The 25811-nt window shown below is 66.4% G+C and carries 23 protein-coding genes and 2 pseudogenes; 4 read left to right on the top strand and 21 right to left on the bottom strand.

What is annotated here, in order from left to right:
- A pseudogene (locus A5779_RS21455) lies at positions 1–208 on the bottom strand (hypothetical protein); the annotation flags it as partial.
- Between the two features lie 49 nt (positions 209–257).
- On the opposite strand from A5779_RS21455, the gene A5779_RS21450 reads away from it, so the two are divergent.
- Complete coding sequence (locus A5779_RS21450) at positions 258–1136, top strand: hypothetical protein (protein ID WP_165609814.1); 879 nt, start codon at positions 258–260, stop codon at positions 1134–1136.
- A 7-nt stretch (positions 1137–1143) separates the two neighbouring features.
- On the opposite strand, the gene A5779_RS21445 is transcribed toward A5779_RS21450, so the two are convergent.
- From A5779_RS21445 to A5779_RS21360, 18 genes are all read right to left on the bottom strand, one after another.
- Positions 1144–3570: a CaiB/BaiF CoA transferase family protein gene (locus tag A5779_RS21445; protein WP_064885432.1), complete on the bottom strand. Its 2427-nt coding sequence runs from the start codon at positions 3568–3570 to the stop codon at positions 1144–1146.
- A gap of 4 nt (positions 3571–3574) precedes the next feature.
- Positions 3575–4558 (bottom strand): enoyl-CoA hydratase/isomerase family protein, encoded by a 984-nt coding sequence (locus A5779_RS21440; RefSeq protein WP_064885430.1) that lies wholly within the window; start codon positions 4556–4558, stop codon positions 3575–3577.
- Complete coding sequence (locus A5779_RS21435) at positions 4551–5684, bottom strand: M24 family metallopeptidase (protein WP_064885428.1); 1134 nt, start codon at positions 5682–5684, stop codon at positions 4551–4553. The genes A5779_RS21440 and A5779_RS21435 overlap by 8 nt, the downstream gene beginning before the upstream one ends.
- The gene (locus tag A5779_RS21430; RefSeq protein ID WP_064885426.1) at positions 5674–6942 is read right to left on the bottom strand and encodes a M24 family metallopeptidase; all 1269 of its coding nucleotides are present in this window, start codon (positions 6940–6942) and stop codon (positions 5674–5676) included. Before A5779_RS21430 ends, A5779_RS21435 begins: the two co-directional genes overlap by 11 nt.
- Positions 6939–8102 carry an amidohydrolase family protein gene (locus A5779_RS21425; protein WP_064885424.1) on the bottom strand — a complete coding sequence of 388 codons (1164 nt, stop codon included), beginning with the start codon at positions 8100–8102 and terminating at the stop codon, positions 6939–6941. Before A5779_RS21425 ends, A5779_RS21430 begins: the two co-directional genes overlap by 4 nt.
- A 50-nt stretch (positions 8103–8152) precedes the next feature.
- Positions 8153–9370: a cytochrome P450 gene (locus A5779_RS21420; protein WP_064885422.1), complete on the bottom strand. Its 1218-nt coding sequence runs from the start codon at positions 9368–9370 to the stop codon at positions 8153–8155.
- Between the two features lie 21 nt (positions 9371–9391).
- On the bottom strand, positions 9392–9586 hold the full coding sequence (locus tag A5779_RS21415; protein ID WP_064885420.1) for a ferredoxin: 195 nt from the start codon (positions 9584–9586) through the stop codon (positions 9392–9394).
- Positions 9583–10248 (bottom strand): TetR/AcrR family transcriptional regulator, encoded by a 666-nt coding sequence (locus A5779_RS21410; protein ID WP_174554292.1) that lies wholly within the window; start codon positions 10246–10248, stop codon positions 9583–9585. The genes A5779_RS21415 and A5779_RS21410 overlap by 4 nt, the downstream gene beginning before the upstream one ends.
- A gap of 164 nt (positions 10249–10412) precedes the next feature.
- A complete protein-coding gene (locus tag A5779_RS21405; RefSeq protein WP_064885416.1) occupies positions 10413–11219 on the bottom strand; it encodes an SDR family NAD(P)-dependent oxidoreductase in 807 nt (268 codons plus the stop codon).
- 30 nt (positions 11220–11249) lie between these two features.
- Positions 11250–12086 (bottom strand): alpha/beta fold hydrolase, encoded by an 837-nt coding sequence (locus A5779_RS21400; RefSeq protein ID WP_064885414.1) that lies wholly within the window; start codon positions 12084–12086, stop codon positions 11250–11252.
- Positions 12083–12664 carry an NADPH-dependent FMN reductase gene (locus A5779_RS21395; protein ID WP_064885412.1) on the bottom strand — a complete coding sequence of 194 codons (582 nt, stop codon included), beginning with the start codon at positions 12662–12664 and terminating at the stop codon, positions 12083–12085. Before A5779_RS21395 ends, A5779_RS21400 begins: the two co-directional genes overlap by 4 nt.
- A 6-nt stretch (positions 12665–12670) precedes the next feature.
- On the bottom strand, positions 12671–13657 hold the full coding sequence (locus A5779_RS21390; protein WP_110777577.1) for a cyclase family protein: 987 nt from the start codon (positions 13655–13657) through the stop codon (positions 12671–12673).
- A 14-nt stretch (positions 13658–13671) separates the two neighbouring features.
- Positions 13672–14514, bottom strand: a complete 843-nt coding sequence (locus A5779_RS21385) for a coniferyl-alcohol dehydrogenase (RefSeq protein ID WP_064885408.1) — start codon at positions 14512–14514, stop codon at positions 13672–13674.
- 2 nt (positions 14515–14516) lie between these two features.
- A complete protein-coding gene (locus A5779_RS21380) occupies positions 14517–15824 on the bottom strand; it encodes an LLM class flavin-dependent oxidoreductase (RefSeq protein WP_064885406.1) in 1308 nt (435 codons plus the stop codon).
- Positions 15821–17605 (bottom strand): FAD-binding protein, encoded by a 1785-nt coding sequence (locus tag A5779_RS21375; protein ID WP_064885404.1) that lies wholly within the window; start codon positions 17603–17605, stop codon positions 15821–15823. Before A5779_RS21375 ends, A5779_RS21380 begins: the two co-directional genes overlap by 4 nt.
- Positions 17602–18525 carry a 3-carboxyethylcatechol 2,3-dioxygenase gene (locus tag A5779_RS21370; protein WP_064885402.1) on the bottom strand — a complete coding sequence of 308 codons (924 nt, stop codon included), beginning with the start codon at positions 18523–18525 and terminating at the stop codon, positions 17602–17604. Before A5779_RS21370 ends, A5779_RS21375 begins: the two co-directional genes overlap by 4 nt.
- Positions 18482–20161, bottom strand: coding sequence for a bifunctional 3-(3-hydroxy-phenyl)propionate/3-hydroxycinnamic acid hydroxylase (locus tag A5779_RS21365; protein ID WP_064885400.1), 1680 nt, complete (start codon positions 20159–20161; stop codon positions 18482–18484). The genes A5779_RS21370 and A5779_RS21365 overlap by 44 nt, the downstream gene beginning before the upstream one ends.
- Positions 20154–21068 (bottom strand): alpha/beta fold hydrolase, encoded by a 915-nt coding sequence (locus A5779_RS21360; RefSeq protein ID WP_064885398.1) that lies wholly within the window; start codon positions 21066–21068, stop codon positions 20154–20156. The genes A5779_RS21365 and A5779_RS21360 overlap by 8 nt, the downstream gene beginning before the upstream one ends.
- A gap of 130 nt (positions 21069–21198) precedes the next feature.
- Between A5779_RS21360 and A5779_RS21355 the strand changes: the two genes are divergently transcribed.
- From A5779_RS21355 to A5779_RS21345, 3 genes are read left to right on the top strand one after another with little or no spacing between them, the layout of a single operon-like run.
- Positions 21199–21924, top strand: coding sequence for an IclR family transcriptional regulator (locus A5779_RS21355; RefSeq protein ID WP_064885397.1), 726 nt, complete (start codon positions 21199–21201; stop codon positions 21922–21924).
- A 12-nt stretch (positions 21925–21936) separates the two neighbouring features.
- The gene (locus tag A5779_RS21350; RefSeq protein ID WP_082941786.1) at positions 21937–23562 is read left to right on the top strand and encodes an FAD-dependent oxidoreductase; all 1626 of its coding nucleotides are present in this window, start codon (positions 21937–21939) and stop codon (positions 23560–23562) included.
- 17 nt (positions 23563–23579) lie between these two features.
- A complete protein-coding gene (locus A5779_RS21345; protein ID WP_236734836.1) occupies positions 23580–24146 on the top strand; it encodes a TetR/AcrR family transcriptional regulator in 567 nt (188 codons plus the stop codon).
- On the opposite strand, the gene meaB is transcribed toward A5779_RS21345, so the two are convergent.
- Together meaB and A5779_RS21335 are read right to left on the bottom strand one after the other, a co-directional pair.
- Positions 24135–25013, bottom strand: a complete 879-nt coding sequence (meaB, locus tag A5779_RS21340; protein WP_064885435.1) for a methylmalonyl Co-A mutase-associated GTPase MeaB — start codon at positions 25011–25013, stop codon at positions 24135–24137. The genes A5779_RS21345 and meaB overlap by 12 nt on opposite strands.
- Positions 25014–25024: 11 nt before the next feature.
- Positions 25025–25811 (bottom strand): annotated as a pseudogene (locus tag A5779_RS21335) (thiolase family protein); the annotation flags it as partial.

Raw genomic sequence — 25811 nt, 5'->3', positions numbered from 1 at the left:
TCCCGGTACACGACGCCCCATGGTAGTCGGCGAAGAGGCACACCGGCACGGTGACGGGCAGCTTGGTGTCGGCCGACAACGCCCCGAAAGCCACCTCGAGCTCCATCTGCGACTTACCGCGATCGCGGCGGGGGTTGTCGAAGTCGCGGGAGAACTTCACGAACAGCTCGGTAGGCAGGCCGTCGGCCGACACCAAGCTGCCCGTCACCGTGCCGGTGTGCCTCTTCGCCGACTACCATGGGGCGTCGTGTACCGGGATGCTGTTGACCGAGCGGATCTCGTTGGGCACCTCTGGGATTGAACCGCACTACGGCAAGTGTCTCGACTACCGGATGCCCGATCCCCTCGGTCACTACCGGGCCCTGCTGGCGTCGGTAGCGCGACTGGCCGGCGCACACCAGTCCGGCTCCCTCCCCGACACCGTGACCGGTCAGTTCCGTTACGACGCCGCCAAAGTGACGGTCGGCACCCGAACGCACCACTCCCCCGACGAACTCGCCGAGCAGGTGCACCGGCTGACCGCATTCGCGGACCGCTACCCGGCGTTGATGCCCCGGAGCGTCGGCCGCCCGGAGTTCATCACGCGCATGCTCGCCGACGTCGGCCGGATCGCCGCTGCCGAGGACGCCGTCATGACCTGGCTTCACGCCACCGCGGACCAGGTGGCGCTCTGCCACTGGAACGCCAACGTCGACAACGCCTGGTTCTGGCGCGAGCCGGACGGGACGTTGAGGTGCGGGTTGATGGACTGGGGCTGTGTCAGCGTGATGAACGTCGCGATGGCCCTGTGGGGTTCGCTGTGCAGCGCCGAGACAGAGATCTGGGAACGGCACCTCGACGGACTGCTGGCCCACTTCGCGGCCGAGTTCCGCGCCGCCGGAGGGCCCGCACTGGACATTGCGCGGCTCCGCGCCCAACTGATGCTCTACGCCGCGGTGATGGGAGTGACCTGGCTGCTCGACGCGCCCACCTACCTACAGACCGCCCTCCCCGATCCTACGATCGACCGCTTCGACCCGCGGATCGCCGACAACGAGCCGGTGCGGTCGCAGCTGCTGATGCTGAGCAACGTCCTGCACCTCTGGGACACCCAGGATTTCGGTACTCTGCTCGACGACTTCGAGCGCCGGCCCTGAGCCCGGCTCAGCGAGTTGCCTTGCGACGTCCGCCCACCCCGGGTTCTGTGCCGATCACGCCGTCGTCGGCAAGTGCGGTGATCTCCTCGTCGGACAGTCCGAGCTCTGCCAGCAGTTCGTGATTGTGCTCGCCGAGCAGCGGTGCGGCCTGCCGGTGCAGTGCCCGCGGCCCGTTGGCGAGCGAGACGGGCAGGGTGCTGTGGGGTGCGGCGTTGTTCACCGGATGCCCGACATGCTCGAAGAACCGTCGGAAGCGCACCTGCGGAAGCTCCAACTGACGGTGCGGCTGCATCACCTTGGCCACCGGAACCTGGGCAGGCCAGAGTATTTCGACGATCTCGTCGCCGCTGCGAGGTAGGCACCAGGCCGCGAGTTTCTCGTCGATCAGATCGTGGCGATCCCGGCGCCCGGCGGCGGTGTCCAATGCCGGATCCATCGCCCAGTCCGGTTGCCCGAGCGCCGCACGGAGCGCGGCCCACTGGGCATCTGTGCCGACCGCGATCGCCACCCAACTGTCGGCACGGCCGAACTCGTCGATCTCGGCGGTCTGGTAGATGTTCTGCGGCGCCGCGGCCGGCCCCCGGTTGCCGTCGCGCTGAAGCAGCGTGCCGTAGGCCGAGTATTCGATGACCTGCTCGGCGCCGATGTTGAGTGCGGCGTCGACCATCGCGGCCTCGACAAGCACCCCTTTCCCGGTGCGACGCCGGTGCTCGAGTGCAAGCATCAGTCCCGACAGCGCATGCACGCCGGCGTTGGGGTCGCCGATCGAATACGGTTCGAACGGAGTGCGATCCGGGTAGCCGGTGAGCCAGCTCAATCCGGACGCATCCTCGATGATGTAGGCGAAGGCCGGGTTGTCCCGCCACGGCCCGTCGAGGCCGAAGCCGGGCATCCGGACCATGATGATGTCGTCGCGCAGCTCTCGGAGCGAGTCGAAATCGAGCCCGATCTGTTCGATCACCCTCGGGGTGAAGTTCTCCACCACGACGTCGCAGGTGGCGATCAGCCGGCGCAGCAGATCCCGGCCCTGTTCGGTCTGGAAGTCCAGGGTCAGGCTCTTCTTGTTGGTGTTGAGCGCACTGAAGATCGGCGATTGCTCCCACCACTGCTCGACAGAGGCCGGGATACCGGCGATCAACCGGGTGCCGTCCGGGCGTGGGGTCGACTCGAGGTGGATGACCTCGGCCCCGAGCATGCCCAACGGATGGGTGCACGAGGGCCCGGCCCAGAACGTGGTCATGTCGAGCACACGCAACCCGCTGAACGGCAACCGATCGCCACCGGGAGTACCGGTCGGCGCATCGCGCGGGGTCAGTGCCTTCGCCCGGATCTCTTCGGTGTGCTCACCGAGGCGGGGAGCCGGCGCCGCTTCACGCAACACCACCCCGGACAACCGGTACGGCGCGGCGGGCTGGGTGAACCCGTACTCAGGGTTGCGGACGAACGCCTGCCGCTGCACGAAATGGTCCATGGCGGTGACGTTCTCACCGTTGCCGACCGGAGAGTTCGGGATCCGGAATGCGGACGCGAGGTCACGGACGTCGTCCACGTTCTGGTCGCGCAGCCAGTCGTAGAGCTCCTCGGCATGAAGGTTGGCCTGCTCGGTGATGGTGAGCTCGGAGTTTTCGTCGATCCACTCGTCATGGCCCGACATCGCGCACAGATCCCACCACTGCTGGGCAGTGCCACATCCGAGCGCCACGAGCCCGTCGGCGGCCTCCGCGACCCCGGGAACCGTGGGCCTGCGCTCGGTACGCCACGGACGGCCCAGCATCTCGAAATAGGTGACCGGGTAATACGTCAGGCCCAGGATCTGTGCCTCCAGCGCCGACAGGTCCACCAGTTCGCCGTGGCCGTCACGGATCGCCCGCGCCCGGAACGCCAGCGTCATCGCCGCCGCATAGGCGCCGGCCAACCACTCGCCCACCTGGCCGCCGATGGACACCGGCGCTCGGTCCTGCACGCCGCGGCCGATGCCGATCGCGCCGCCGGACCACGCCTGCAGGGTGAATTCGGTGGCAGCCCTGCCGCTCCAGGGACCATCCAACCCGAACGGCGTGATCGTGGTGACGATCAGATGGGGATGCCGGCGAAACAGATCCTCCGGCGCGACCTTCTGGGCCACAGCAGATTCCGGGGACCAGATCACGGCATCTGCCGCTGCCACCAGCCGGTCGAGCAACTCATTGTCGACGGAGGACTCATGGTCAACGACCACACTGCGTTTCCCGCCCGCCAGGAAGGCGAACAACGCGCCATCCCGGTCCGGCCCGATATGTGCCCCCGACGCCGACCAGCGGCGCAACGGATCGCCCTCGGGCGATTCGACTTTGATCACATCTGCGCCGCCGTCGGCGAGGATCTTCGTGGCGTACGCGCCCGCGATCCCGCTGGACAGGTCGATGACGGTATAGCCGTCAAGTGGTGAACTCATGTGCTTATTCGGGTTTCGCCCTGTTCTTCTTGGAGAGCCGGAAATCGGGCGGGAACTTGCTGTCGTTGTCGTTGACCGCGGCCGACAGTCCCGAATCGATCGACTCGAACATGTCCAGGTCGTCATCGCTGTCGTTGGCCACCCCGTTGCCCATCGACTCGAAGAACGCGCTCAGCAGGCTGCCCATGTATTCGCCCTGCTGCTGCTTGAAGATCTCGAAGAACATCTTCTGCTGAAAGACGGTGTCCACCGGCCGGTTCCGGGTACAGGAGAGCGCGTACTTCTGTACTTCGGCTTCCAGCTGATCGCGGGCAACGACCTTGTTCAGGAAGTTGCAGTCGTACATTTCCGCGGCGGTGAACGGCCGCCCGGTGAAGACCATCTCCTGGAACTTGCGCAGGCCCATCATCTGGACCCACGTCCACATCCGTGGTCCCCAGCCGTGATACCGGAAGGACGGATGCCCGAACAGCGCGTCATCAGAGGAGATCACCAGATCGGCATCAGCGCACTGGTAGAAGTGCCAGCCGTAGCAATAGCCCTTCGCCTCGACGATGCTGATCTTCTTGAAGTCCTGCAACGCCCGGTTGCCGGCCTGGGAGTTGGCATACCACGAGCTGATCGTCGCTCCGTTGCGGAACGTCCCCTTGGGCGGGTAGGTCACCTCCCCGACTCCGTCGTCTTCGAGCCGCAGCTCCGCCAGTCGGGCCGCCGGGTTGTCGTTGCCCTCCATGAACTCCGGCAGATCCGCCCCGCTGCCCAGGTTGTCCCCCACGCCGCGGATGATCACCACCTTGACGTCGTTGTCGGCGTTGGCCGCCCGCAGCACGTCGGCGTAACGCAGCCGTGCCATCGACGTCGGGGCGTTGAGAAACTCCGGCCGGTTGAACGTGATGGTGGCGATCTTGGTCTTGGGGTCCTTTTCGTAGAGGATGATCTCCTCCGGTGTGGGCCGCTCTGCGGCAGAAGGCTGGAGCCGCTCAGACATGTGCCACCTCGCTGTCGGTCGGGGCCTGGGTCAGCACCTCAGGGCCGTCGGCCCCCACGACAATGGCATCGCGGGTGAACACCGCGCCGACGCCCTGCTCCCAGACGTAGCCCGTGACGGCCAGGACCATGCCCTCCTCGAGAATGTCGGCCTCGGCGGTCGCCCGGAGGCTGGGCGACACCACTGGTGGGTCGAATCCCAGTCCGAGCCCGTGCGCCACCGGCATCGCCGGCAACGGTTCGCCGGCCTGTTCGTACGCATCGAGTAGCCCGCTCGTCGGCTTTCCGGCGCGGCAGGCATCAACCAGCCTGTCCCACAGGTCATCCCGGCGCCGGTACAGCGATCGAACCGCATCCGTCGGTTCGCCCACGTAAATCGTTCGCGCCACCTCCGCGACGTAACCGTCCGCGAGCACACCCGCCGACAGCGCCACCAGGTCACCCCCGCTCACGCGGCCATCGCCTTCGGCACGACGCCACGGATGGTCTTTCGAGGTGACCCACGCAGCGTCCTGGGTCGCAGGGGTGCTCACCCCGCCTGCGGCCTCGGCCTCCAATATCGCACCGGCGAGGCGCTTCTCGGTGGTTCCCGGAACCAACTCGGCGACGCCTTTCGCCAGCCCTTCCTCGGCGACTGCCAGCGCCCGCCGCAGCGCCACGATCTCTTCGGGAGTCTTCACCCGACGCGCGGCCCGCATCGCCTGCTCACCGTCGACAAGCTCCGCGTTCGGGAAGGCCATCGGCAGCAGCTTGGCGAAGGTCGGCGTCAGGGCATCCGTTCCGATGCGCCACGCCGAATCGGAGCCCTTGATGTTCCGCAGCACCTCGACCAAGGTCATCGGGTTCCAGGCGAAGCCGTACAGATTCTCGTGTGGGATCTCCTCGGGGATGCCCTCGTCCCACGTGCTGTTCAGGTGGATCTCACCCGTGGCACGGACGAACGTGCAGATCGGCCCGAAAGGCCGGGTACCCACCACCCACAACTGCGGGGCGCCGGAGATGTACCGGACGTTGGCCTGCCTGCCCAGTACCAGCGCATCGAGGCCGTAGGCCTCCATCTGTGCGATGGCGCGCTCCCGACGGCTGACGCGCAGTGCCCGGCCGTCGGCCTCGATATCAATTCCCACGGGACACCTCATACGGGTCGTACGGATATGCGGTCAGCGGCATCCAGCCGCCCTCGGTCACCACGACGATCTCCTCGCCGCGGTAGCCGCCGGTGCCGTCCTCCCAGACCACCGGCTCGAACACCAGCAACATGCCTTCGGGGAAGACGAAGTTGTCGTCCCATTCCTGGCCGAGATCCGTTCCGATCATCGGCATTTCAGCTGCGCTGGTACCGATGCCGTGTCCCAGGTAGAAGTGCGGCAGCCACGGCTTCTGTCCGTCGCCGGCTGCCGTCGCCGCCCGGCCGAGGTCGCCACAGGTGGCGCCGGCCTTGGTTACCGAGAGCACCGCGTCGACGATGCGACTCCACTTGTCGAATTGCTTCTGTTGGGCCGGCGTCGGGTCCTGACCGACGATCCAGCTACGTCCGTGATCGGAGCACCAGCCGTGGTAGGCGATGGACACATCGGTCCACAGCACATCGCCTCGCTGCAACTCGCGCTCGGTGGTCAGCAAGGGCAGAGCGAGATCACCGGTGGTGGTCCAGGTACCTTCGGCCTTGGACGCGGGCATGACCTGCCATATCGAGTCGAACATGTTGGTCGTGGCGCCCAGTTCGAAAGTCCGACGGACGAATTCGGCAGAAAGGTCGATCTGGCGTACGCCGGGTGCCAGCGACTTGTAGATCTCTCCAACGGCCTGTTCGGTGATCTGACAGGCCCGGCGGATGCAGGCGATCTGGTCGATGGTCTTGACGAGCTTCGCCGCACCGATCACCGGGGCGGCATCCACCGGTGCACTGGGGAACAGTGCGCTGCCGGCCAACCGCATCGCTCCGGTCAACTCGTCGGTCGCAATTGTCGCGCCGGAAGGCACCAAGCGAGCCAGGATCTTCGCGAATTCCGCCACGCCCTCGTCGAATTCGAGGTAGACCGGCCCGTGCAGGTGATCATCGGGCAGCCCGGTTTCCATGGCCGCACCCTCACGGAACGGCAGGAACAGGTGCGGGTGTTCATCATCGGCCAGCACGACCGCGATCGGCCGCTCGACATGTGACAGCCCCGCGTCGGCCAGCGGCCAGGCGATGCCGGTGGCGTACATGACGTTGCCGTTACCGAGCAGCACGAGTGCATCGACACCCTGGTCGGCCATCGCGGCGTGCAGACGCGCACCGACCTCACGGCGCATCCGGGCGAGATCGGGCTCGTCGGGAATGTCGAGCGGGGTGAAGCCGGTTCGGGCGATCTGGGTGACTCCGGACAGCGTCGAGCTCGTCATAGGAGCCCCAGGAACTTCTGGACGTTGGTGGACACGATCTTGGTCGCGTTCTCCGGGCCGACGGCCTCGACCACGGTGGCCAGTGACTTCTCCGAGTACCCGAAAGTGCTTTCGTTGTGCGGATAGTCGCTGGACCACATCACGTTGTCGACACCGATCTGGTCGATCAGCCGCAGTCCGAGCGGATCCACCATGAACGAGGCGGCCATGTGCTCGTTCCAGTAGTACCGGACATCCTGTTGCAACTCGTGGTTGAACATGTGCCGGTAGGAGGCCAGCATGTGCTCGGCGTCCTGCAATGCGGTGGGAACCCACGCGATGCCGCCCTCGAACCAACCGATCTTGAGTGTGGGATGCCGGTCGAGGATGCCGGAGAAGACGTACTTGGCGAACTGCTCACGGAAGGAGTCGACGTTGACCATCATGCCGACCACGACGCTGTTGTTCTCGCACGGGGTCTTGGGCGGTGTCTCGCCGATGTGGTGGCTGACCGGGATGCCGGAGGCCTCGATCTCGTCCCAGACTGCATCCATCGCGGTGCTGCCGTAGTCGTAGATGTTGCCCTCGTCGTCCTTGCCCGGATTCAGCGGCAGTAGGAAGGTCTTGAGGCCAAGCGACTTCAGCTCCTCCAGGGTGCTGCGCGTGCCCTTCGGATCCCACCAGTTGATCAGGCCGACGCCGTAGAAGTGCCCGTTCGACTGCTCCTGCAGAGCGGCGATGTGCTCGTTGTAGATCCGGAACACCCGCTCGCGCAATGCCTTGTCCGGGTAGTGGAACAAGGCCAGCACCGCGTTGGGGAATGCCAGTTCCTTGTCGATGCCGTCTTCTTTGAGCTCCCGGATGCGGGCCGCGATGTTGTTCGACGCGGCACCGGCGAGATCGTCGTACTGCATCAGCACTCGGCCGAAATCGCCTCCGGTCCAAGCCTTGCCCTTCATACCGACCATGTAGGCGCCGTCCTCGTACCAGATGCGCGGCGCCGCGCCCTTGAGCTCCTCGGGGAAGCGCTCAAAGAAGATATCGTCGGCCACCGAGATGTGGTTGTCGGCCGAGAAGATCTCGGTGCCTGGTGGCAGTCCGAGATCGCCGGTGGCATGACCTTTCCGGTTTTTGGGGGCGCCGAAGCCTTCCGGTGGATAGAGGGTCGTCGAAGTAGTCATCTGTGGTACTCCAATCGGGCTGTAGGGGCTGAAGGCCGGCGTGCCGGCAGTTACCACGTAACGGGTAGTTCGTAGACGCCGTAGGCGAGGCGGTCGTGCTTGAACGGCACCTCGTCGAGCGGGATGGCCAGGCGCAGGGTCGGGATCCGGCGCAGCAGGGTGTGGAACACGATCTGCAGCTCGGCGCGTGCCAGCTGCTGACCGACACATTGATGCCTGCCGTAGCCGAAGCCGAGTTGCTGGCCGGCGTCGCGGCTGAGGTCGAGCTTGTCGGGCTCCGGGTAGGCCTTCGCGTCCCAGTTGGCCGGAGACAAGTCGATGATGACGCCGTCACCGGCGCGGATGGTCTCGCCGCTGATCTCGATGTCCTCCAGCGCCACCCGCCGCTGGCCGGTCTGGATGATGGACAGATAACGCATCAGTTCCTCGACCGCATTGGCGATCACCTTCGGATCGTCGGCGGCACGCAGGAAATCGGCCTGCTCAGGGTTCTCCAGCAGCGCAAGGATGCCGATGCCGATCATGTTGGCGGTGGTCTCATGTCCGGCGATCAGCAGACCGGTGCCCAGCTGCGCGGCCTCCTTGACGCTGATCTCCCCGGCCGTCACGCGCTCGGCCAGATCCGAGACCGCATCCTCAGACGGGTTGGCCTGCTTCTCCTCGACCAGATTGATCAGGTACTGATGCAGGCTCATCGCGCCCTTCTGCATGGCATCGGCTGCCGCGTAGCGGGCCAGGCCGGCGTTGGCATGCTCCTGGAAGAACTCGTGGTCTTCGTAAGGGACACCGAGCATCTCGCTGATCACCACGGTGGGCACCGGCAAGGCCAGCTTGGCAACCAGGTCGGCGGGCTGCGGTCCGGCCAGGATCTCGTCGATGCACTCGTCGGTGATCTTCTGGATGGCCGCGCGTAGTCCCTCGACGCGACGGAACGTGAACGGCTTGGACAGCATCCGGCGGAACCGGGTGTGCTCCTCTGCATCGGAGGTGAACACCGAGCGCGGCCGCTTGTCGACGGTGGAGAGCATGTGCTCGTTCCAGTGTGGGAAACCTGCGATCCGGTCGTCCACACTGATCCGGGAGTCCGCGAACAGGGTCCGGGCCTCTTCATGGCCGGTGATCAACCACGGCGTGTCGCCGTTCCAGATCTTCACACGGAACAGGCCTTTGGGGTTTCCCAGCATGGGTGGCGGCGGCGCGAACGGGCACCGCACGTCGCGCTCCATCGGGTAGTCGGGGATGTCGACTTCGGTCAGCGTCTCAGACATGTGGTGCTTCCATTCCTCAAGTCAGTCTTGAATTTCGATGGCCAGGGCTGGGCATGCCGCCGCAGCGCGGCGGGCGTTGTCGATCTGTTCCGGGCTGGGGACGGGTTCGAGTAGGACCACGACGCCGTCTTCGTCGCGCTGGTCGAACACCGCGCTGGCATTGAGTACGCACTGCCCCGAAGAGACACACTTGTCCTGGTCGACAGTGACTTTCATAGGAGGTCGCTTTCTTGGGTAACCGGCGCCATCCAGAGACCGACGATCGCGTCGATCAGCCCCGATGCCGCGCCCTGCCAGGACGCCCGCGGCACGGTGCCGCCCTGAGCCATCGCGCGTTCGCGATCAGCGGCACTGTGCATCAGGAGATTGCGCGCCATGATGTTGCGTTCGACCCGGATCTCGTCGGGCAGATCGGGCAGGCTGTTCTTCATCCCGTCGATGACCTGCACCAGCGACTCCGAGCTCAGAGCATCGCGCACCACGATGTTGTGGTAGGCCGGATCGGTCATCACCTGAGCGGCGAACCTGGCATACCAGGTCGGGTTGCCCAGCGCGGCAAGGTGATCAGTGAGTGGCTGCACCAGACAGGCGACCCAGTCCCGCAGCTCGGCCGAAGCGCCGGTGTCGGCCACCATCTGCTCGCGCAGGCATTCGATCGGACCACGGTGCTTGTGCTCGATCGCGCGGACCAGATCGGTCTTGGTACCGAAGTGGTAGCCGACGGCGGCGTTGTTGCCCTGCCCGGCCGCCTCACTCACCTGACGGTTGGACACCGCGAACACCCCATGCTCGGCGTAGAGGCGCTCAGCCGCCTTGAGGATCGCCTCCTGGGTACTGCTGGCCCGATCGGCGCGAGCGGTCCGGTTGGCTGCTGTCACCGTTACAGTCAACGCGCCTCCTGTAATTAAGTCAAGCACTTGATTTAATCCTCCGACACCGCTGCGCCACGCCTGGGCAACGAGCGCGCCGACACGACGGTTCTCGACGGAAAAACCTGGTTACCGCGGCAGAAACCGTAGTCTCGGCGGGATTGGTTGGTGGGCTATTTGGGCTTTCTCACGATGACCTTGCCTGCGACGGTGCCCCCATCGATCGGCAGGACGGTTCCCGTCACGTACCGGGACCGGTCGGTCGCGAAGTACAGCGCCGCCTCGGCCACATCCTCGACCGTGCCCTCGCGCTTGAGCGGGCGGTCGTTGCGCATCTGCGCCCGGATCCCCGCCTCGAACTCCTCGATGCGCTCGCGCTCCTCCGGCGAGGCCGACTTGGCCACGATCGCGGTGCGGATGTTGCCCGGGGCGATCGCGTTGACTCGGATCTCGTAGTGGGCCAACTCGATCGACGCCGACTTGGTGAACTGGATGACCGCGGCCTTCGACGCGCGATACGTCATCACGCCACCGCCCGCCTGGATCCCGCCGATCGAGGTCAGGTTGAGGATCGATCCGCCGCCATGCTCGGACATGTACCGAGCAGCATCGCGGGTGCCGGCCATGACAGCCCGGACGTTGACTCGCATCACGGTGTCGAAATCAGCGAGGTCGTCGTCGAGGAAGCGGCGGTGCATCCGGCCCGAGACCCCGGCGTTGTTGACCATGACGTCGAGGCCGCCGAAGGTGTCGACCGCTGTCGAGACCAGCCGCCCCACCTGCTCGACGTCAGCCACGTCGGTGAACAGGAACGCGGTGTTGTCACCGAGTTCGGCGGCGAGCGCCTTGCCACGATCCTCGTCGACATCGCCTATCAACACCTTGGCGCCCTCGGCGGCGAACCGGCGCACCAGCCCCTCACCGAGACCCGACGCACCGCCGGTGACGACCGCGACTTTTCCGGCCAACTCGTTACTCATGCGCGATCCCGCTCCGCTTCTCGCTCGTGGTCATTCGACCTCTTTCAGAAATTCCAGCAGCACCTCGACGAGTGCGGCGGGCTGTTCGATCTGCGGGCAGTGCCCGGCACCGGGAATTACCGCACTGCGGGCGCCGGCAATCTGGCCGGCGATTTCGGCGGCCCAACCGGACGGCAGCAGCTTGTCACGATCCCCCTCGATGATCATGGTCGGCACACTGATGCGGTCGTATGCCCGCTGCGCCGACGGCATCGCCGGCGCTTCCAGGCCGGGCCGCCGAAACCGGGCCGCGGCCAAGGATTCCCAGGCGCCCGGCGCGATGCTCGACTCGTACCGGCGCTGCACATACGCCTCGTCGGACGGATACGCCGGGTCGGCGAACAGTGCGGTGACGATACGTCGCATCCCGTCCACCGTGGCGTCGTAGTCGTACAACGCCGCCGAATGTTCGTTGCGCTGGATCTCCCCTCCCCCACAGATCGCCGTGAGCGATCGCACCGGGAGACGCGGGGCCTCCGACGTGGTATCGACGAGCAGGTTGATCGCACCCATCGAGTTGCCGACGAAATGTGCTTCCGCGACACCGAGTTCGGCGCAGAACCGGGCGACGTGCCGAATCCGCATGCCCCGGCCGTCGTTGAAATCGATGACCTTGGCGCTCTCACCGAAGCCGAGCATGTCCGGAGCGAGCACCCGGTAGTGCTCGGCCAGTGCTCCGATCGCACGCTCCCAACCTAATTCGGCACTGACGCCGAACTCGCCACCATGAAGTAGGACGACAGGGTCGCCGGACCCGGCTTCCAGGTAGCCGGTCGTCAGACCGTCGACATCGATGGTCTTGCGTACGAATGTGCGCTGTGCCGTCACTGCGGGGCTCCGCCGGAACGCCCGAAATTCAGCAACTGGGTGGCCAACATGTCGAGTTGGCCGCGCACCGTTCCGTCGGCCAATTCACCTGTCTCAGACCAGATCTTGTCCGCGGAGTTGATCGCCACCCCCAGCGGGGTGGGCCAGGCCCGTAGTGCGTGACCGATCGAACGCAACTGGCCCAGCGTGCCCACCGCCGCCTGCCAGCCGTAGGCGCAGCTGATGCAGCCCCACGGGGTGTTGTCCAGGTACACCCTTGGGTCCTCCCGCAGATCCTCGATGTAGTCCAACGCGTTCTTGACCAGACCGGAGATCGCGCCGTGGTAGCCCGGCGAGCCCACCACCACCGCGTCGGCGTCACGCAGCGCGGAGACGAACTCCAGGGCCGCGGGCGTGCGCTCCAACGAATGCGGCGCGTACATCGGCAACTCAAGATCCGGTCCGGCGAACATCCGCGTTCGGCCCCCTTGCCGCTCCACGGCTGCCAGGCAGTACCGCACGGCCCGCTCGGTCGACGAGTCGGCGCGCAGCGTGCCGCCCAACCCGACCACGAACGGCACTTTTTCAGTTGACGTCATGTTTCCTCATTTGATCGCGATCGGACTGACCGGTGCACCCACGGCCCCGACGACCTTCAGCGGCGGTGCGATGAGCTGGAACTCGTAGACGCCGTCGGCGCGGCAGTCGGCTGCCAAGCCGGTCAGATCCCAGTACTCGCCGAGCATCAGGCCCATATCACGCAGGCACAGCATGTGCATTGGCAGGAACGTTCCCTCGATCCCATTTGCCGGATCAGGATCCTCGACCATGAGGTTGTCTGCGGCCACCGCGGCCACCTCGTGGTCGTGCAGCCATGAGGCGCAACGCCAGTCCAGGCCCGATCCTGGTTCGTGCCCATCGCCCGTCGAAAGGAAGCGGGTCCACCAACCCGTATGCACCACCACGATGTCACCGCGGCCGATCTGCACACCCTGCGCGGCCGCGATGTCATCGAGTTCAGCCGGCGTGATGGGTCGGCCGGGCTGACAAAAGACTTGCTCTCCTCGGTGAGCGACCACATCGAGCAACACCCCCCGCGACACGATGCCCTTACCGTCCACCTTGTCGATGCCGCAGTGATAGGCGCCGAAACTGGTCACCGAATCCGCCGGGAACCCGTTGTAGAGCTTGTCCTCGTAATAGACATGCGAGAGCGCATCCCATTGGGTGGCGGCCTGCAGCGACATGGTGATCATGTCATCGTTGAATCGAAACGGATTGTCCGCGAAGAACGAACTCAGCTCCTGTGCAACAGAATTGCGCGCCCACTCGGGTGCGTATCTGACCAGGGTCTCAGCGTCGCCACCGTCTACCGTCATGACGTGGACCGGGTTGAACCGGAACTTGAACGCGCCCTGCGGCCCGTTGGACCCGAAGTCTCCACCGAGTGAGATCACCTTGCCGCGTCTCACCAGCGAGGCCGCCTCGGCGACCTTGTCGGCCGTGATCAGGTTCAGGGTGCCGAGTTCATCGGCGTCGCCCCAACGACCCCAGTTCCGCACGTCGTCGGCGACCTTGCGGAAGTCACGCATCGTCCCGGCCAAGCTCAGCTCCCCTGCTCGGTAGTCGCGGTGTCCACTACAGCATCGACCAGTGCCGACTCCCGCAGTGCGAGAATGCCGCCGTCGGCCCAGATCACCTGCCCGGTGACATAACTGGCGGCTGGGCTGCCCAGGAATGTCAACAACGACGCCTGCTCGGCGGCCTCGGAGTTGCGACCCAACGGCGTAGTGAACGAATCCAGGTATTGCTGACCGTACGCGGAGCGCAACTGGTCGAGGATCGGCGTTTGTGTCACCCCGGGTGCGGTGCAGTTGATCCGGATCCCGCGGGCACCGAGCTCGGCGACCCGCCGCATCCCGTAGAGGATCGTCGCCTCTTTGGACAACCGGTAACCACCGTCGGCCAGCGCCTCGGGATGGTCGGCACACCACTGCAGCCCGTCGTCGACCGATGTGGTCCGGACCAAACCCGCAGTGAGCGAACGGTTTTCCCGATACCCCGATGCCGCCAACGAGGACACCGAGGTGATCGATCCACCGACGGCGAGGCGAGGCTCCACCGCCTCGGTGAACTGCCGCGTACCCAGGAAGTTGATCCGCACCACCAGTAGTGGGTTGCCGATCCCCGAGGACACACCGGCCACGTTGAACAGGGCGTCGACCGGCCCGTCGACCGCACCGGCGGCGCGGTCGACGGACGCCTGGTCGGCCAGGTCCAGTTCGACGAACGCATGGGGAAGATGTTCTGGCGGCCGGATGTCCAGCCCCGTCACCCGGGCGCCGAGCTCACCCAGTTGACGGGCGACCTCGGCTCCGATGCCAGACCCGCAGCCGGTCACCACGACGTGTTTCCCGTCGTAGCGCACCAACTCGTCCAGTGCGGTCACAGTCAGCCGGCAGTCTCGCGGGCAGTCTTCTCCGCCTGGGCTGCCTTGACCCGGCCCTCGTTGATCTCGGCCATCGCCTCGGGAATCTCACCGGCGGTGAACTTGTCGCGGCCGGTGGGCAGACCGCCGAAGGCGTAGGTCTCGTCGAACAGCGGGGCGTCGGACGGGCGGCGACGCGACTCGACCTTCTCGATCACCGGTTCGAGGCGCTTGGCCTTGTCCGCCACCGCCTTTGCGTCCCGCTCGATGAACTCGGGCAGGATCTCCTTGCCCATGATCTCGATCGATTCCATGGTGCCCTCGTGGCTGCGCGGGTTGAGCAGCAGGATGATCTCGTCCACTCCGCTGGCCTCGTAACCGCGCAGGAACTCGCGCACGGTGTCAGGCGAGCCGATGGCGCCACGTCCGGGACCATAGGCCAGCGTCGGATCCTCTTTGACCGCCTGCTCGTACCGCTCCCACACCTTGGTCCGGCCGGGGGTATGCATGCCGGTCAGGTAGTAGTGCATGATGCCGAAGGAGAAGAAGCCGCCGCCGATGCCAAGGCGCTTGAGCGCCTCGTCGTCGGAGCGGGCCACCATCATCGACAGGTCACCGCCGATGGCGAGGATGTTGGGGTTGATCGCCGGGGTGACGGGTGCGCCCTGCTCCTCGAACTCCTTGTAGTACCCGTCAACCCGCTCCTTCAAGGCTTCGGGACCGGTGTAGGCGAAGCTCAGCGCACCGATGGCCTTCTGAGCGGCCATCTGCACCGACGACGGGCGGGTGCAGGCCACCCAGACCGGCGGATGCGGGCTCTGCAGCGGCTTGGGGATGACGTTGCGGGCCGGCAGCTCGACATGCTCACCCTTGAAACCGGTGAACGGCGCCTCGGTCATACAGCGGATCGAAACCTCAAGGGCTTCCTCCCACATGGTGCGCTTGTCGGCCGGGTCGATGTTGAACCCGCCCAACTCGGCGACCGAGGAACCCTCACCGGTGCCGAACTCCACGCGCCCGTTGGACAGGTGATCGAGGGTGGCGACGCGCTCGGCGATCCGGGCCGGGTGGTTGATCGGCGGCGGCAGGTGCATCACCCCGAAGCCAAGACGAATGTCCTTGGTGCGCTGGCTCGCCGCGGCCAGGAACATCTCCGGCGCGGTGGCGTGGCAGTACTCCTCGAGGAAGTGATGCTCGGTGAGCCAGACGGTGGAGAAGCCGGCCTTGTCGGCGGCCTCCACCTCATCAAGCCCGTCCTGGAACAGCTGGTGCTCGTCATCGTCGGACCACGGCCGCGGCAGCGCGAACTCGTAGAACAGCGAAATCTTCATCGGTTTCCTCCTGAGGGGTTGCTGACGGTGTCCTGGACTGATTGGTTGGCGGCCGGTGAAACAGGCTGTTCGGCTTGGCGATGGGCGATGTGCCGGGCTGCCACATACCCGAAGGTCATCGCGGGTCCGATGGTCGCGCCCGCACCCGCATAGCTGCGACCCATGACTGCGGCCGAGACGTTGCCCACGGCGTAGAGCCCGTCCACGGCGGAATCGTCGGTGCGCAGGACCCGCGCGTTCTCGTCGGTGCGCAGCCCGCCCGAGGTGCCCAGGTCGCCGAGGATGATCTGGAACGCGTAGTAGGGCGGCTTGCCGAGTGGACGCAGATTCGGGTTGGGCAGCGTCGGGTCCCCGTAATAGTTGTCGTACGCGCTGTCACCGCGGTTGAAGTCGTCGTCGTGCCCGCCGTGTGCCAACTGGTTGAACCGCTCGGCAGTGGCCTGCAGATTCTCTGCGGGCACACCGATCTTGCCGGCCAGTTCCTCCCAGCTGTGTGCCTCGACAACGACACCGGAATCCAGCCAGGCCGCAGGAACCTTGCGCCCGGTCGGAACCGGGGCGAACGGGATCTTCGGGATGGGCAGATGCCCACCCACCACATACCGGTGGAACGAGTCGATGTCGGTGACCAGCCAGCATGGGATGTGCCCTACCCCGGACTGCTGTCCTTCGATCATGGCGTGGGCGAAGTCCATGTAGGGAGCAGCCTCGTTGATGAAACGCTTGCCCTCGCCGTTGACCACGAACTGCGACGGCATCATCCGCTCGTTGAGCATGAACTGCAGCCGGCCGTCGGGCCAGCAGATGGCCGGGAACCACCACGCCTCATCGAGCAGTTCGGTGGCACCGCCGGCCTTCTCTCCGGCCCGGATACCGTCGCCCGTGGCAGCGGGATTGCCGAAACTCCAATCCTTCTCGAGCACCGGCAGATGCTCCTTGCGCCACGCGATGTCGTGGTCGAAGCCGCCGGAAGCGAGGATCACTCCCCCGGTGGCCCGGACCCGCAGCGCCTTGCCGTACCTTTCGATGACGGCGCCGAGCACCGCTCCGTCGTCTCCGGTGATCAGCGAGGTCATCGGCGCATCCAGCCACAGTGGAATGTCGTGCTGCTTGAGCGCCAACCGCATCCGGGCGGCGAGCGACTGGCCGATCGCGGCCATCCGGTCACCGAATACCCGGGCCCGCACCATCCGCCAGATCAGCTTGAGCAACACGGCCTTACCGCGCCAGTTCTGCCGGATCTGGTAGAAGAGTCGAAGGTCCTTGGGGGCGAACCAGATTCCCTTTGGCGCCAGGGCCAGCGGGGCGAGCAGCTCCTGCTCGTGTTCGCCGAGCTTGCGCAGGTCGATCGCCGGGACGTTGATGGTGCTGCCCTGGGCGGAGCCACCCGGCAGTTCCGGGTAGTAGTCGGCGTAGCCCGGTTTCCAGACGAACTCGAACCATTCGCTGTTGCGCTCGAGGAAGTCCATCATCTCCGGCGCCGCCTCGACGTACTTGCGCAGCCGGGCGTCGCTGACGGTGCCTTCGGTGATCTGCTTGAGGTAGTCGAACACGCCGTCCGGAGAGGGCACATGGCCGGCACGACGCTGTGACGGCGCCCCGGGCACCCAGATGCCTCCCCCGGACAGTGCGGTGGAACCGCCGAAGTGGGAGGACTTTTCGACCACGAGGGTCTTGAGACCGGCCGAGTCGGCCGCCAACGCGGCCGTCATACCACCGCCCCCGGACCCGATGACGAGCACGTCGACCGTTTCGTCGAACGTCTTGGTGTCTGAACTCATGCTGCGATTCCTACCGCCGTCCTGATTGCGAATCCTGCGATCAATTCCGGTGCCGCCCGGTAGAAGTGGTTTTCCGTCCGGTACGGCCCGTTGGCTGCCAGCGCTGCGAACGCAGCCACCCAGGTGCGGATCTCGTGCGCCGAGTTGCCCCCTTCGGTGGCGATGAAGGTATTGGACCAGCCGTCCAGATCGGCCAACCGGCCCTCGTCGAAGATCTCCAGCAGGCCGCGGTCCCAGTCGGGGTTCAACGGCCGCAGCGCACTGTCACCGTGGGCGAAATCGTGAGCCGCCTGGCTCACCGCGCTCTGCCGGGCCATGCGCTGTTCGGTGGTCATCGGGACCCCGTGCACGATGCGGTCCAGTGCCGCCGGCGGCGCGGTGGCCAGCGTCGGCACCGGCGGATCATGTGACAGGCCACCGGATCCCAGCACCAGCACCCGCTTGTCGAGGGTGGCCAGGTAGGCGCCGACGGCCGTGCCGAGGGCGCGCGACCGCGACAGCGGGCCGAGCGGCGTGGCCACGGAATTGATGAAGATGGGCACGATGGGACGCGCGGTCGCTTCACCGAACAGTTCCTGCAGCGGCTGCACGGTGCCGTGATCGACGTCCATGCTGGTCGAGATCGCAATGTCGACCCCGGACTCCCACACCGCCTCTGCGCACTGCTGGGCGATATCGCCGGCGACGTCGAGCGCACCCTCATGCGTCCCGTAATCCCCGACTCCGGAGGCGGCGGTGCCGATACAGAACGGGGGCATCAACCGGTAGAAGAACCCGTTGTAGTGGTCGGGCGAGAACGTGACCACCAGCTCGGGGTCGTAGTCGGCAACAAACGCGCGAGCACTCCCGACCGCTGTTCCGATCTCCTCGAGGAGATCAGCCGATGGACCCGGAAGATTCAGCAGTGGGCTGTGGGACATACAGCACAGGGCTACCGGCATCGTTCACTCCTCCTTCCCGCACATGCAGTACGTCGAACACTGCGTCGCTCAGTTCCGGGGCGCGCTGGGCGATATCGGCGCCGGCGATGCACCGGTCCGGGCGCAGCACCAGCACCGATTCAGCGTGGACGTCGAACCAGGATTTGAGCGCACCCGTGCGGTCCCCCACGATCACAACGGAGCCGTCGTCGGCGTCCGCATCGTGCCCGCTCCAGAACAACTGCGTCTGCGGGCGGGCCGCGATGAACTTCGCGCCAAGGGCTTTCCAGCGCGCATAGGCCTGCTCGCCGAGCAATGCGCGCGGATTGTTGTTCCAGCACAGCACCGCGAAGTTCAGCCCGATCACGTCGTCGAGCAGCACACCTGCCTGCTCGCGGGTGTCGACCCGGGGCTGGATGAACAACGTGCCGGTCGGCGAGTCCGCCGTCGGCGGCTTCGGGTGGTAGACCGCCCCCTGGTCGTAGCGCGGCATCGGTTTGAACCGCATCTCCAGCACATAGCGCTTGAGCGCCGGAACCACCGATGCCCCGCGAATCAGCTTGTCCCGCACCATCGCAACCTTGCGATTGGTGGGCGAGATGACCCGGCCCACCAGGGTGGACAGGTCGATCATGGCCCGGGCGTGCTTGCGGCGCTCGCTGTCGTAGCTGTCCAGCAGTGCGTCGTCGGCCTGGCCGTTGACCACCGCGGCCAGCTTCCAACCCAGGTTGGCGGCGTCCCGGATGCCGCTGTTGTACCCCTGACCCTGCCACACCGGCATCAGGTGCGCGGCGTCGCCGGCCAGCATGAACCGGCCCTTGCGGAAGTTCCCCGCTATCCGGGAGTGGTGGGTGTAGACGCGACGACGGATCACGTCGACCTTGTCCGGATGCGGGACGAACGGTGCCAACAGCCGCGCCACGAACTCGGGATCCTCAGCCTGCTCGTCAGTTTCGTCGGCGTGGATCATGAACTCGAACCGGCGAATACCGTGGGCGATCGAGATCGAGGCGTACGGTCGGTCCGGATCGGCACCGACCTCGCTGTTCGGGTGCCCCAGCGGATCATTTTCCAGATCGACCACCACCCAGCGGGTCGCTGAGGTGGTGCCGTCGAACGACACCCCCATCATGCCGCGGGTGGCGCTGCGTCCACCGTCGCACCCGACCACGTAGCGCGCCTGCACGGCGGGCACGTCCGGGCCGAACTCGACGGTCACCCCGTCAGCCGTCTCCACCGCGGATTCCATCCGGCGACCCCAGGCCACCTGCACATGGTCGAACCGGTCCAGCCCGATCAGCAGCTGTGCGTCGACCAGTGGTTGGACGAAGCCGTTGCGCTTGGGCCAGCCGAATCGGGCGTCCGGAGGCGCCATTTCGGCCAGCAGCCTGCGGTTGCCGTCGTAGAACCGCAGGATCTGATTGGGCACGGTGTGCGGGAGGACCGCCTCGACCAGCCCGATGGACTGGAAGGTACGCAGCGACTCGTCGTCGAGTCCGACCCCGCGGGGGTAGTCGATGAGAGTGTCGCGCTCCTCCACCACGAGGGTCCGGACACCCTGGATGCCAAGGATATTCGCCAGGGTCAGACCTACCGGCCCAGCGCCGACGATGAGGACGTCGACCTCGTCAGCCACGTTCGGACCCCAGCAGAAAGTCCAGGTGTAGCCGGTTGAACGTCTCGGGGTCCTCGTACTGCGGCCAGTGCCCGCAGTCCGGCATCACCTCGAACCGCGCACCGGGGATCATCGACGCGATCCGGCGGCCCTCGCTGACATCGGCGGTCGGGTCATCACTCGTCCACAACACCAGGGTGGGTGCTGTGATCGATCCGTATTCCTTCTCCCCCAGCAGGTTCCGCGCCCGGATCTCGGGATCCTGCAGAGCCATGATGTCGCTCATCGCGGCGACGAAACCGGGCTGGCGGTAGACCGCCTGACGACTCGCCACGATGTCGTCGTAATCCTTTGTCTTGTCGGCCATCAGCCACTTGATCCGGGCCTGCACCGTCTCCCAGGTCGGGTTCTCCGCGGCCGCCATCGACAGCGTGATGATCCGCTTCATCACCTCGGGGTCAGCCTGCGAGCCACCGGCCGTGTTGAGTACCAGACGGTCGATCCGGTCCGGATGATCCGCGGCGGCGCGGGCGGCCACCCAACCGCCAAGCGACTCACCCGAGATGTGGGCGCGCTGCGCACCGATGGTGTCGAGGAAACCGATGAGGTGATCGACATAGTGGGACACCTCGAGCGGGTGCCCCGGCTTGTCGGTGTAGCCGTGCCCGAGCATGTCGATCGACCACGTCGAGAAGTGCTCCGCGTGGGATTCCAGATTGCGCACATACGCCTCGGCATGTCCGCCCGACCCGTGCAGCAGCACGAGCACGGGCAGTTTCGGGTCACCGGCGTGCAGGTAGCGGGTACGGATTCCGCCCACATCGAGGTAGCCCTGCGAGAACGCGACGCCTTGGAGATCAGCCCAGACGCTCTCGTGTTCGGTGGCCGAAACGGAACCGGATGCCGGCCCGGCGGCTGTGCTTGTCATGTTCCCCTCTCCGGAGGTAATGAGAATGCTATTCTCCAAATTTGTAAGCACTTTGCTCATATAGCGCACATCAGCGTGCATTATTATCAGAGCATCACTCTCGCGGTTCTATCTGTCAAGGAGGGGCGCGATGCCGGCCAAGGCAACCCCGTCGCAGGCACAATCGAAGACCGACGGCTCCCCCACCGGGGTGCCCGGTTCACAGACGTTGGCGCGCGGACTGAGCGCGCTCGCAGCCATCGCCGCAGCCCCGACCGGGCTCACCGTGCAACAGGTCGCCGACCATGTCGGAGCTCATCGCACGATCGCCTACCGGCTACTGGCCACCCTGAGCCAATTCCGCTATGTGGCAAAGGGGGAAGACGGTCGCTACCGGCCGGGCGCCGGGCTGGCAGCACTCGGTTCGTCGTTCGACAACAACATGCGTCAGCTCAGTGTCCCGACCCTGCGCGCACTCGCCGACGAGCTCGGCAGCACGGTGTCACTGCTGGTGGCCGAGGGCGATCAACAGGTGGCCGTTGCGGTGATCGTCCCGACGCAGGTGTTCTACCAACTGTCCTTCCACGAAGGCAGCCGTCACCCGCTGGAACTGGGCGCGGCCGGGGTGGCGTTGCTGGCGAGCATGCCGCCGCGCCCCGGTGAACGTGAACTGGTGCGGCAGACCCGCGAACGGGGCTGGGTGATCACCCACGGCGAGATCGAACCGAACACGTACGGCCTGGCCGTTCCCGTGCGCCGGCGCCTGCCGTCACCGCCCACCTGCATCAACCTCATCTCGCACCGTGAAGACGTCGTGATGGGCGGCAAGGACGCGGTGGTCCGGGCCGCGAACGAACTCTCGACCATCCTGTACTGAAAGGGAAAGACATTGACCCGTACCGAAATTGACTGGGACGACGAAGTCGACGTCGTCGTGCTGGGCAGCGGCGGCGCCGGGCTCACCGCGGCGCTGACGGCATCGGCCAACGGCGCGTCGGTCGCGATCTACGAGAAGGCCCCGACCGTCGGCGGCACGACCGCGGTATCCGGCGGCATCGTGTGGATCCCCGCCCATGACCGCAGCACAGACGGACCGCTTCCCGTCTCAGACGCTGTGGACTACCTGCAGGCCCAGTCACTGGGCTACCTGGATGGCGACCTTGTGGACACCTTCGTCCGGACCGGTCCGGCGATGCTCGACTTCGTCGAGCAACACAGCGAGCTGCGCTTCGCCGTCGCCGAGGGCTTTCCCGACTACAAGCCCGAACTACCCGGCGGCCGCCCCGGGGGTGGCCGCTCACTGAGCGCAGGCCCGGTGGATCAGGGCAAGCTCGGCGCCTGGCGAGACCGGATCACGTCCTTCCCCGCCGATTTCAGCAATGTCGGGATCGACGCCGAAACTCGCGCCCGGATTCACGCCGTCCACGACGACCCGGACGCCGACCTGTGTGTGGCCGGCACCGCACTGATCGCGGGCCTGCTGCGGGGGCTGCTCGACCGGGGCATCCAACCGGTCACCGAGGCCCGCGCCGTCGAACTGATCGGTGACCACACCGGGATCGAGGGCGTGCGCATCAGCGTCGACGGGGCAGATATCACGGTGCGGGCCCGCAGCGGCGTCGTGCTGGCCACCGGCGGATTCGAATGGGACACCAAGCTGGTCGAGGCCTATCTGCGCGGGCCCATGCGCGGCGCGGTGTCACCACCGAACAACACCGGCGACGGGCTGCGGATGGCCATGGCACACGGTGCCGACCTGGCCAACATGGGTGAGGCGTGGTGGGTTCCGATCGTGCAGCTCCCCGGGGACACCATCGACGGGCACCCCCGTAGCCGTAGCGTGCGGCTGGAACGGACCCGGCCGCGCAGCGTCATCGTGAACCGGGCCGGCAAGCGCTTCCTCAACGAGGCGGGCGAATACAACTCGATGGCCGGGGCATTCCAGTACCTCGACCCCAAGCTCGGCTACGCCAATGATCCGGCGTGGATCGTGTTCGACTCCGTGCACCTGCAGCGCTACGGCTTTCTCGGCATCGAACCCGGTGCCCCGGTGCCGGAGTGGTTCTGCGAGTCGGCCTCGCTCGCCGAGCTCGGCGCCAAGACCGGCATCGACGCCGAGGGCCTTGCCGCGACCCTGAGTCGCTGGAATGACAACGTCGCCGACGAGGTCGACCCGGACTTCGGCCGTGGGTCCAGCGCGTATGACGGGTACTGGGGCGACAATTCGGCCGCCACGCCGGCCGGCCAGACATTGGGGCCACTCGACACCGCGCCGTTCTACGCGGTGCCGGTCAAGATCGGCGCTATGGGCACCAAGGGTGGACCTCGCACCGACCGCGACGGTCGCGTCTTGCACGTCAACGGCGCGCCCATCCCCGGCCTGTTCGCGGCCGGCAACGCGATGGGCGGGGTGACCGGCAAGGCCTACGGTGGAGCCGGCGGCACCCTCGGCCCCGCCATGGTGTTCGGTTATCGCAGCGGCTACGCCGCAGCGACAGGCAAGTCGGTGAGCTGATCGGCTACGGTCGAATCGTGCTCGGGACCCCGCGCAGCGCGGCGCAGACCCGCATCCTCGATGCGGCTCTCGAGCTGATCGCCGACCACGGCGTCGGCGGTACCTCCCTGCAGATGATCGCCGACGCCATCGGTGTCACGAAAGCCGCCGTCTACCACCAGTTCAAGACCAAGGAAGCCATCGTCATCGCGCTGACCGAACGCGAACTCGGCCAGCTGGAAGAATCGCTGGAGGCGGCCGAGGCCGAAGGTTCACCAACCCGGGCCCGCGAAATCCTTCTCACCCGCGTGATCACGATGGCGGTCTCGCGTCGGCGTGCTGCCAGCACATTGCAATTCGACCCGGTCGTGGTGCGACTGCTGGCCGAACACGAACCGTTCCAGCAGTTCATCGACCGGCTCTACGCGGCGATGCTCGGTGACCAGTCCGGCGACGGTGCACGGGTCCATGCTGCGGTGTTGTCCGGGGTGATCAGCGCCGCGGTGATGCATCCGCTGGTAGCCGATCTCGACGACGACGCCCTGCAGACCGAACTGCTGTCCACCATGCGACGGGTGATCGGGCTCCCCGACTCAGCGGGCTGAGTCGGCGATCAGTTGTGCTGCCGCCGTATAGGGATCGGTGGTGCCGTCGGCCACCGCCGCCGCCAGCCCGTCCAACTCGTCATGGTTACGCAGTAGCGTCTGGGCCAGTGACAGGATCTGGGTGCGGGCCCGGGCGGTGCGCCGCTCAGCGGTGTCGGCGCGGTGGTGGGCATCGATGGCCTCGACCAGCTCGGCCAGGCCCTCCCCCTGTGCCGCAACCAGTTTGAGCACCGGCACGGTGGCTTCGGCCCGCAGATCGCGGGCGGTCTGATCGGCGCCCTCGCGATCGGCCTTGTTCACCACCACCAGATCGGCGACCTCCAACAGGCCGGCCTTTGCGGCCTGGACGGCGTCGCCCGCACCGGGATTGAGGATCACCACGGTCGGGTCGGCGATCGCGGCGATCTCGATCTCGGACTGGCCGACACCCACGGTCTCCAACACGATCAGGTCGTAGGCCAGAGCGGCCAGCAGCCGGATCGCCGCAGGTACCGCCGCAGCCAGCCCGCCCAGATGCCCACGGGTGGCCACCGAGCGGATCAGCACGTCGGGATCGTTGATGTGGGCGGCCATCCGGATCCGATCCCCGAGCAGCGCGCCGCCGCTGTACGGCGATGACGGATCGACGGCGAGCACCGCGACCCGCAGGCCACGCTCCCGGTACGCGCCGACCAGGGCGCCGACCGTTGTCGACTTCCCCGCGCCGGGCGGTCCGGTGATTCCGATGACGCGCGGCGACGCGGGACCGAGCACCGCGAGAACCTCACCGCGACGGTCGCTTTCGACCAGGCTCAGCAGACGCCCGACAGCGCGCTGGGACCCACCGCGCGCTGCGGCGATGAGCTCTTCGATGTTGTGCTTCGTCATCACGGTCGACACTACGACGAATGCACCTCGATGACCGTCGCCGAACCCATCCCACCGCCGGCGCACATCGCGGCGACACCGATACCGCCGCCGCGGCGGCGCAGTTCGTGGACCATGGTGGCCAGCATGCGCGCGCCAGTGGCGGCCACCGGGTGTCCGAGTGAGCACCCGCTGCCGCTGACGTTGACGATTTCCGGGTCGATGTCGAGCAGCTTGATGGTGGCCACGCACATCGACGCGAAGGCCTCGTTGATCTCGAACAGGTCCACATCCGACAGCGAAAGACCGGCCCGGCCAAGCGCTTTGGTGATGGCTTCGACCGGCGCCAGGCCGGTGGATGCCGGGTCGACGCCCACCGATGCCCAGGACTTGATGGTCGCCAGGGCGGGTAGTCCGAGTTTGTCGCTGGCGATCGTCAGCAGTGCGGCAGCGTCGTTGGCTCCGCACGCATTGCCTGCGGTGATGGAGAAGCCGTCGATCTCTGGATGCAGTGGTTTGAGTGCGGCCAGCTTCTCCAGGGTGGTGTCACGGCGTGGATGCTCATCGGTGTCGAACAGCCCGTGCGGAGTCTGGATCGGGACGATCTCCTCCTTGAACCGCCCCTCGTCGATCGCTGCGATGGCCTTGAGGTGTGAACCCAATGCCCACTGGTCCATCTCCTCGCGGCTCACCCCGGCCTTGACCGCGGCGTTCCAGCCCACCGTGATCGACATGTCCATGTTCGGTGCGTCCGGGCGGTCCGTGCGTCGGGGTCATCCACGGCTCGATGAACTCGATCTCGGGCCCGAACCCGGGCAC

It is taken from the genome of Mycolicibacterium peregrinum, assembly GCF_001665625.1.
Lineage (GTDB): Bacteria > Actinomycetota > Actinomycetes > Mycobacteriales > Mycobacteriaceae > Mycobacterium > Mycobacterium peregrinum_B.
Note: the sequence above shows the minus strand (reverse complement) of the source record. Positions and strands in the feature narration are given on the sequence as shown.